Source organism: Sulfitobacter sp. UBA1132 (assembly GCF_002311545.1).
Classification (GTDB): Bacteria; Pseudomonadota; Alphaproteobacteria; order Rhodobacterales; family Rhodobacteraceae; genus Sulfitobacter; species Sulfitobacter pontiacus.
Genome location: NZ_DCAN01000014.1, coordinates 35,936 through 42,693 on the forward strand (window position 1 = coordinate 35,936; position 6,758 = coordinate 42,693).

The window sequence follows — 6,758 nt, forward strand, 5'->3', positions numbered from 1 at the left end:
GTAATGGCCGCCTTCCTTCAGGACAGGGTAACCTGGAATGATGATTGGCATTTCCTGGCAGGTGTGCGTTTCATCAATTCAGAACAGTCACAAACCACCATCAATAATTCGACTTCTGCCAGAACTGTTGATCAAGTTGACCAGTCGGACCTGATTACCCAATTCGGGATCATTCATGACCTGACAAAGAACGTTTCTGTTTATGCCAGCCGCAGTGAATCTTTTGTGCCGCAACAAGGTACGACGTCGGGTAAAAGGCCGCTGGAAGCCGAGCAGGGCACACAATATGAGGTCGGTACAAAGTTCGATTTCGGCGGTCTGCAGGCAAGTGTGACCGGCTTTGTCCTTACCAAAGATAATATCGCCATCGAAGACCCGGCCGATGATGATTTTGAAGTTGCTGAGGGGCAATCACGATCCAAGGGGATTGAGCTTTCGCTGTCGGGAAATGTTCTGCCCCAACTTTATCTTGCGGCCAATTATGGATTTACCAAAACCAGCATCCGCAAAACCGACGATCAGTCTCTGGTTGGGAACAGCTTTGCCAATGTTCCAAAGCACACCGCATCGCTTCAGGGGCGCTATGATTTCAGCAATGTACCGGGGCTGAGCATTGGCAGCACGGTCGCCTATGTCGGCGATCGTTACGCAGAGGATGCAAATACAACCAAGTTGCCAAGCCACGTGCGTGCTGATTTGGGGGCGTTTTATACCATCGACGACAACCTGAAGATGGACTTTCTCGTCAGCAATCTGTTTGACGAGGAAATCTATTCGCCGGGTTCTATTAGCGGTGTTGTCCGTGAAGAGGGGCGCGTCTTCACCGCCAGTCTGACATACACCTACTAGTATGAAATTGAGGCAAAAACTGGTGCTTATGCACCGCTATGTCGGGCTGGTTATGGCAGGTTTCCTGATCATAACCGGCCTTAGTGGTGTTGTTTTGGTCTGGTACAACGAACTTGATGCATCAATCATCCGGCTTCATTCTGCCAGCCCTCAGCTGAACACCCGGCAAGACGACCATCATTTGGCATTGTCACCCTTTGAATTGCGGACGCGAACAGATCGCGCATTTCCGGATGCAAACGTTAATTGGATGATGGTTGACCCGCCTGCATCGCGGGATCTTGTTTTGTTTTCTCTGGATGCAAAAACACAGTCGGATGGCACGGTTGTCAGCCTGCCATATGATGAAGTTTTTGTGGATCGATACAGCGGCGAAATCGTAGGCCAAAGGCGATGGGGGGATATTTCACAAGGTGTCATCAACCTGATGCCGTTTCTGTATCGTCTTCATCAATCCTTGGTATTGGGGAAACTGGGAACCACGCTGTTGGGGGTCATTTCCCTACTTTGGCTGGTGGACTGTTTTGTCGGCCTTTATCTGACATTTCCGGTCAGGTCGCGTGGGTTGCCATCCCGGTTCCGGCAATGGAAAAAGGCCTGGAAAATTCGCTGGATGGGCGGGCGATATAAGATGACCTTCGATCTTCATCGGGCCGGATCGGTTTGGGCATGGATATTTTTGTCCATGTTCGCGCTGAGCAGCATTGCGATGACACTGGAAACCGAAGTCTATCGTCCTGTCATGTCCGTATTCATGGATTTTCAGGATACCGTGCCGCCATCTGATCGGCATGTTTCCCCAAAAAAGGATGCCCCTGAAATTGGCTGGGAACGGGGGGTTGAGCTTGCATCCAGCTATCTGGATGATTTGGCCCGCGATCAAGGTTTTAAGGTCCTGGCCCGCGAACGTTTTGCCTATTACCCCGACCGAAATGTCTTAAAGCTCATGTCGCGAACCAGTCTTGATGTGAATGATACATTTGGACAAACATGGGTCTTCATTGATGCATCAACCGGCCAAGAAGCCGGGTATCAGTTGCCGACAGGTGCGGCGGCGGGAGATACATTTACGGTTTGGCTGACATCACTACATATCGCGCGAATAGGCGGGCTGCCTTATCGTGTCTTGGCAAGCTTCATCGGGGTGTTGCTTGTTGTGGTTACGGTGACAGGTGTTTTGATCTGGTGGCGTAAACGACAATCGAGGGACAGGACCCGTTGATAATTTCGTGTTGTGAGCGCAGGTTCTTTTTATCGTCGAAGTCAAAAAAAGGGGCGGCAAGCATTTTGCCAGCCGCCCCAAAAGCAGATCCGTAAGAAACTGTGTTTTATGCGTTGCTCAGCCAGGAGGGTACCTGATCCATGTTGATCAGATCGTCGATTTCCTGACGCGGGCGGACGATGGCAAAGTTGTTGCCCTTGACCAGTACTTCGGGTGTCAGCGCGCGGGTGTTGTAGGTCGATGACATCACAGCGCCATAGGCCCCCGCCGACATCACGGCGACCAGATCACCGGCCTTGAGGTCATCGGGAAGATCGCGGTCCTTGCCAAAGGTGTCACCGGTTTCACAAACCGGGCCGACAACATCAACCTTGACCTGCTTGTCACCCTCAGTCTGTTCATCGACCGGGATGATTTCGTGATAGGCGCCATACAGCGTCGGGCGGATCAGGTCGTTCATTGCGGCATCAAGAATGACAAAGCGTTTGGCTTCGCCGTCTTTGATATACATGACGCGCGACACCATGATCCCTGCATTGCCGGCAATCAAACGGCCCGGTTCGAGCGTGATGTGGCAGCCAAGATGGCCGACGGTTTCGCGCACCATCTGACCATAGGCATCGGGAAGCGGCGGTGTTTCGCCCTGATAGGCAATGCCAAGCCCGCCACCGAGATCAAGATTGCGGATATCGATGCCCTCAGATCGCAACTGTTCGACCAGCCCGGCCAGACGGGTAAATGCCTCGCGGAACGGGGCCAGATCGGTCAGCTGGGAGCCGATATGCATGGCGATCCCGGTAACCTCGATGCCATCCATGGCAGCAGCTTCGCGGTAGACCTCAATCGCGCGGGTCCAGTCGATGCCGAATTTGTTTTCAGCCTTGCCGGTTGCGATCTTTTCATGGGTTTTGGCATCGACATGCGGGTTGACGCGCAGCGCAATGCGGGCCTTTTTGCCCATGTCGATGGCAACACGGTTCAGCTCAACCAGTTCGGGGATGCTTTCGACATTGATCTGGGCAATGTCAGCGTCAAGGGCTTCGCGCATTTCGGCATCGGCCTTGCCAACCCCGGAAAAGATGATCTTTGCCGGGGGCATGCCCGCACGAAGCGCACGGCGCATTTCACCAACCGAAACAACGTCCGCACCCGCACCAAGATTGGCGAGTGTTTTCAGGACTGCCTGATTGGAGTTTGCCTTAACAGCAAAGCACACGGTGGCATCAAGGCCGTCAAATGCGTCGGAATAGACCTTGTAATGGCGTTCCAGGGTCGCGGTCGAATAGCAGAAGAACGGGGTTCCGACCTTGTCAGCCATTTCCCGGATCGAGACGCCTTCGGCGTAAAGTTCGCCGTTGATATATTCAAAATGGTTCATTGGGCCGGGTAATCCCTTGGATATTCATAACCTTTGTCGGTCGGCGGTTCGAGCGGGCCTTTTTTGCCACAGGCCGCAACTGAAAGCCCCAACATGATGGCCAGCGTGATGACGGTGCCGCGTTTCAACAGGTTGCTGTTCATTTGAGGAACCTTTCCTTTGCCGCGGCAACCGATTCCTTGACCCGTACCGGGGCGGTGCCGCCAAAGCTTTGGCGGGCGGCAACCGATGCCTCGACTGTCAGCACATCATAAACCGCATTGGTGATCTTGGGTTCAATCCCCTGAAGGTCTTCAAGCGACAACTGATCAAGATCGCAGCCCTTGGTTTCGGCCAGTTTAACTGTCGCGCCAACCACGTGATGGGCATCACGGAACGGCATGCCAAGTTCGGCAACCAGCCAGTCGGCAAGGTCGGTGGCGGTGGTGTAGCCCGCACCGGCAGCGGCACGCATGTTGTCGGCAAACACCTTCATGTCCGCGATCATGCCGGTCATGGCGGCAACACACAGACCAAGATGGTCGTGGGCCTGGAAGACGGGTTCCTTGTCTTCCTGCATGTCCTTGGAATAGGCCAGTGGCAGCCCCTTCATCGACAGCATCAAACCGTTATAGCAGCCTACAATACGCCCGATTTTGGAGCGGATCAGTTCGGCCGCATCCGGGTTGCGTTTTTGCGGCATGATCGATGAGCCGGTCGAAAACTTGTCAGACATGCCGATAAAGCGGAACTGGGCCGAACACCAGATGACCATTTCTTCGGCCAAGCGCGACAGATGCATGGCGGCAATCGATGCCGCATTAAGGTATTCAAGCGCAAAGTCACGGTCCGATACCGCATCGAGCGAGTTCGCCGTCGGGCGATCAAAGCCCAGCGCACTTGCCGTCATGTGACGATCAATCGGGTAGGGTGTACCAGCCAGGGCCGCAGAGCCCAGCGGGTTTTCGTTAATGCGCGTGCGGCAATCGGCAACGCGCCCGCGATCACGGCCAAACATTTCGACATAGGCCAGAAGATGGTGACCAAAGGTGACCGGCTGGGCGGCCTGAAGGTGGGTGAAGCCCGGCATGATGGTTTCTGCGTGGGTTTCTGCCTGTGCAATCAGGGCTTCCTGAAGGCCTTTGAGGCCGACCTCAAGATCGCCAAGTGCAACGTCACGGACCCAGAGTTTGAAGTCGGTCGCGACCTGATCATTGCGCGAGCGTGCAGTATGCAGGCGACCAGCCGCCGGGCCGATTAATTCGCGCAGGCGGCTTTCGACATTCATGTGAATGTCTTCAAGGGCAGCGGAGAATTTGAAAGCGCCGCTCTCGATTTCTTGAAGAATCTGGTCTAGACCGTTGGTGATCTTTTCGCCATCTTCAGCAGGAATGATGTTCTGCTTGACCAGCATGGCGCAGTGGGCCTTCGAGCCCTGAATGTCCTGGGCGTAAAGGCGCTTGTCAAAGCCGATGGAAGCGTTGATTTCTTCCATGATGGCTGACGGGCCTGCTTCGAAGCGGCCGCCCCAAAGGGAGTTTGCGTTTTTCTGGTCAGTGGCGTTTTGATCGGTCATCGTGATCCGCAGTCTTGGAAAGGTGGGTGTTGTGAAAGCATTGCTTCGTTACGTAAAACTTGGCGTGATTGTCGCCATCTCGGGCATTTATGCAACCCCTGCCTTTGCTGATACGCAATTCCCGCAAGAACTTTCAAAGATGGTCATGCCATCCGAAGGGGGTTCTTTGCCCGAAGATCTGGCGTTTGTCGATGAAAATGGCAACGAGGTCGCCTTTAACAGCCTGAAAGGACAGGTTGTTCTGGTCAATCTGTGGGCGACATGGTGTGTGCCATGCGTCAAGGAAATGCCCGATCTGGATCGCCTGGCCGTCGAAATGGCCGATAAGCCGTTCCGGGTTCTGGCCCTTAGTCAGGACCGCGGCGGGGCGGATGCGGTGCGCGAATTCTTTGAAACCAATGGAATCGAGAACCTTGATATCGTTCTTGATCCGCGTGGGGCGATTGCGCGTCAGATGGGGGCACGCGGCCTTCCGACCAGTTTTGTCTATGACGCCAAGGGTGATTTGCGCGGCAAACTTGAAGGCATTGCGCGCTGGGATGCGCCAGAGGTTATTACCTATTTCGATCAGTTGATTGATCAGACGTCCTGAGCGCAAGTGACACAGTCTTAGGCGTTGCCTTCGATCAGCGACAAAACATCGGCAAGGCGGGGTGCGGCCTCGGCAGCACCATTGTTGGTGGTGGAAAGCGCACCGGTGGCACAGGCAAAGCGCACGGCATCCTTGAGCGCCTGACCACCGTGCAGGGCAACAGCCAAACCAGCATTGAAGCAATCGCCTGCGCCGACCGTATCAACCGTGTTGACCGCAAAGCCCGGAACCATGCCGGTTTGCCCACCCGATGAATAGAACGCACCATCACCGCCCATTTTGATGATGACGGTTTCCGGGCCCATGTCATGCAGCTTGATGCTGGCGCTACGGGCGGTGGCCTCATCGACCGGATCAATACCGGTGAGGGCCAAGCATTCGCTTTGGTTCGGGGTGACGATGTGGGTCAGGGCCAGCAGGTCGCGCATGACGACCAGATCGGCGACCGGGGCCGGGTCAAGAATGACCTTTGCATTCCCTTCGCGGGCGTATTTGATCGCGCAGTCAATGGCCACTACCGGACATTCAAGCTGCAACAGCAGATAGTCGCAGTTGCGCAGGAGTTCCTGTTTTTCATGAAGGTCGTTTCGGGTCATGGTCATGTTGGCCCCGCCGACGACCGTGATCATGTTTTCACCCGCCTCATCAATCGAGATCAGGGCAATACCGGTTTGTGCTTCGTCGGCGACGATCAGGTTGGTGGTGTCCAACCCCTCGGTGGCAAGGGTTTCGATCAGTTGTTTGCCCAGCATGTCATCGCCAACCTTGGAGATGAACACAGGGGAAACACCAAGTCTGGCTACTGCAAGTGCCTGATTGCATCCTTTGCCGCCCGGTCCGGTCTTGTAAGCCCGGGAGGAAACCGTTTGTCCCTGAACCGGAAGCTTTGCCACACGGGCCGCAAAATCAAAGTTCGAGCTTCCAACAACTGCAATCGTCATAATCGTCCGCGTTTATAAATGAATTCCACTAAGTTAATGTTGTTCTCAGATCAGGGGTTTAAAGGGCGACGTCGCCAAAATCTATCGAGATCATCAAAATGTTATGGATCCACTCATAAGCCGGTTTGTCTGATCAGGCGATCAGACGGTCAGTCAGGGGTGAATTCGTCTGACAATGCAGCGTAAATGCGCTGGAATTTGGCAAAGCGCGGCTGGTAGGC

Annotated in this window: 7 protein-coding genes; 3 read left to right on the forward strand and 4 right to left on the reverse strand. The window is 54.6% G+C overall.

The window, feature by feature from the left end; translation table 11 throughout:
* Positions 1–849, forward strand: an 849-nt coding sequence (locus B4F27_RS11480) for a TonB-dependent siderophore receptor (RefSeq protein WP_286759714.1), incomplete at its 5' end; no start/stop codon positions are given.
* A gap of 28 nt (positions 850–877) precedes the next feature.
* Complete coding sequence (locus tag B4F27_RS11485; protein WP_286759715.1) at positions 878–2,071, forward strand: PepSY-associated TM helix domain-containing protein; 1,194 nt, start codon at positions 878–880, stop codon at positions 2,069–2,071.
* A gap of 106 nt (positions 2,072–2,177) precedes the next feature.
* On the opposite strand, the gene lysA is transcribed toward B4F27_RS11485, so the two are convergent.
* From lysA to argH, 3 genes are read right to left on the reverse strand one after another with little or no spacing between them, the layout of a single operon-like run.
* Positions 2,178–3,449: a diaminopimelate decarboxylase gene (gene lysA, locus B4F27_RS11490; RefSeq protein ID WP_286759716.1), complete on the reverse strand. Its 1,272-nt coding sequence runs from the start codon at positions 3,447–3,449 to the stop codon at positions 2,178–2,180.
* Positions 3,446–3,592: an LPS translocon maturation chaperone LptM gene (lptM, locus tag B4F27_RS11495; protein WP_165374891.1), complete on the reverse strand. Its 147-nt coding sequence runs from the start codon at positions 3,590–3,592 to the stop codon at positions 3,446–3,448. Before lptM ends, lysA begins: the two co-directional genes overlap by 4 nt.
* On the reverse strand, positions 3,589–5,004 hold the full coding sequence (argH, locus tag B4F27_RS11500) for an argininosuccinate lyase (protein ID WP_008889160.1): 1,416 nt from the start codon (positions 5,002–5,004) through the stop codon (positions 3,589–3,591). The genes lptM and argH overlap by 4 nt, the downstream gene beginning before the upstream one ends.
* A 31-nt stretch (positions 5,005–5,035) precedes the next feature.
* Here argH and B4F27_RS11505 point away from each other — a divergent pair, with 31 nt between their 5' ends.
* Entirely contained in the window at positions 5,036–5,596 is a 561-nt protein-coding gene (locus B4F27_RS11505; RefSeq protein ID WP_008889161.1) for a TlpA disulfide reductase family protein, read from the forward strand.
* Positions 5,597–5,613: 17 nt separating this feature from the next.
* Here the strand turns inward: B4F27_RS11505 and rbsK are convergent, their stop codons facing one another.
* A complete protein-coding gene (gene rbsK / locus B4F27_RS11510) occupies positions 5,614–6,537 on the reverse strand; it encodes a ribokinase (RefSeq protein ID WP_286759717.1) in 924 nt (307 codons plus the stop codon).
* Positions 6,538–6,758: the final 221 nt, after the last annotated feature.

Bases quoted from the DNA above. Each gene is read 5' to 3' on its own strand.
- lysA (WP_286759716.1), bottom strand. From the start codon at position 3,449: ATGAACCATTTTGAATATATCAACGGCGAACTTTACGCCGAAGGCGTC.
- argH (WP_008889160.1), bottom strand. From the start codon at position 5,004: ATGACCGATCAAAACGCCACTGACCAGAAAAACGCAAACTCCCTTTGG.
- lptM (WP_165374891.1), bottom strand. From the start codon at position 3,592: ATGAACAGCAACCTGTTGAAACGCGGCACCGTCATCACGCTGGCCATC.
- B4F27_RS11485 (WP_286759715.1), top strand. From the start codon at position 878: ATGCACCGCTATGTCGGGCTGGTTATGGCAGGTTTCCTGATCATAACC.
- rbsK (WP_286759717.1), bottom strand. From the start codon at position 6,537: ATGACGATTGCAGTTGTTGGAAGCTCGAACTTTGATTTTGCGGCCCGT.